Here is a 1,657-nt window from a genome sequence, read left to right as displayed (position 1 = left end):
AGGCACCTTCAGAGGTATATTAAATACTTGATATTCAGCATATTAATTCGTATTTTAGATAAAACAAAACCCCGAATATGAGTCTCCAGCTCTAAAAACGGGGTATTATCTTAATTACGTATGTACAATACACGCAGATTCGACAATTTTCAGCACACTTTTTTATTTACATCGCGCACCGAGCAGTTCGAACTGTTCTTCGATCGCTTTTTGGAGGGAGACCTCGGGAAGATCTATACTGCCGTTCCGTGGGAGGAACTGGTACGGACCTTTGGTCTGGGCGATGCCCGAAAAGGGCCGCTATCGATATTCGGTCCCAAGGGGAAACTGGCCCTGATGTTCCTAAAGCATTATGCCGGTTGTTCCGATAGGCGTTTGGTGGAGCAGCTCAACGGCAATATCGATTACCAGTTCTTCTGTGGCATCGATCTTGGGGGCAAGCGTCTGACGAACTATAAGATCGTTAGCGAGATCCGCTGCGAACTGGCCAAAAAGATGGATATCGATAAGGTCCAACGGACACTTTTCGATTCCTGGTCGGCGCACATCGGCGATAAGCATAGTGTAGTGATGGATGCGACCTGTTACGAGAGCGAGATCAGGTACCCCACCAACGAGAAACTTTTATGGGAATCGGTGGATTGGAGCTACCGCCAACTAAAGGCGATCTGTAAGGCCCTGGGCATAAAGACCCCTCGGACCAAATATCTGAAATGGAAAAGGCGCAACATCTCCTACAGCAAGATGCGGCGCAAGACCAGGTCGAAACGGACCAGGTTGGACCGCAGCCTCCTTCTGCTCCTTGACAAGATCGATGGCGAGCTGGACAAACTGGAAAAGGGCCGTGGACTCCGAATGCCTGAGAGGTACCATCGGCGCAGGGCAACGATAAGAAAGATATACGAACAACAGCACCGGATCTTCCATACCGGTGAAAAACCGACAGGGCGTATCGTAAGTATCGGCAAGGATTATCTCAGGCCGATCGTGCGCGGCAAGGAAATAAAGGCCGTTGAGTTCGGGGCAAAGGTCAATAAGTTCCAGATCGACGGCATCAGCTTCATAGAGCACCTGAACTTCAATGCCTTCCATGAGGGCAACCGGTTCCAGGATACCATCTTCAAGGCGCAGCGCCTGACCCGGACCAGGACCAGATTGGCCGGGGCGGATGCCATCTATGCCACCAACAAGAACAGAAGGTTCGCTACCAAGTACGATATAGGGACCGATTTCAAGCGCAAGGGAAGGGCAGGGAAGCACGAAGGGCAGCGTAGACAGATGGCGGCCATGATAACCAAGGAAAGGGCCACGCGACTGGAAGGAAGTTTTGGAAAGGAAAAAGAGCACTACCACCTAAAAAAGATCAAGGCCAGGACCAAAGAGACAGAGACCTTGTGGATATTCTTCGGTATCCATACGGCCAATGCCCTGGAGATCGGTAGGCGAATGGCCAGAACACTACAACAAGCGGCATAATCCAGGACAGATCAAAAGAAATCATGGGATACCTGGCCAAAGGCCACACCAAAATCGAACCAAGAGTATACCTCCTGTCCAAAAATCAAGATCGGGCATAATAAATGCCCCTAAATAAAATCCAAGGGCATTTTATATTCTATGTGTTCTAAAAATTAGGGCTACTCCTGAAAGTGCCTAA

At 49.4% G+C, this 1,657-nt stretch carries 1 protein-coding gene; it reads left to right on the top strand.

Features of this window, described 5'->3' with window-relative positions:
* The first annotated feature begins 120 nt into the window (after positions 1-120).
* Positions 121-1,476, top strand: coding sequence for a transposase (locus tag MWU82_RS23915; RefSeq protein WP_247098254.1), 1,356 nt, complete (start codon positions 121-123; stop codon positions 1,474-1,476).
* The last annotated feature ends 181 nt before the right edge of the window (positions 1,477-1,657 follow it).

Source organism: Arenibacter sp. S6351L, assembly GCF_023016025.1.
GTDB classification, from domain to species: domain Bacteria; phylum Bacteroidota; class Bacteroidia; order Flavobacteriales; family Flavobacteriaceae; genus Arenibacter; species Arenibacter algicola_B.
Note: the sequence above shows the minus strand (reverse complement) of the source record. Positions and strands in the feature narration are given on the sequence as shown.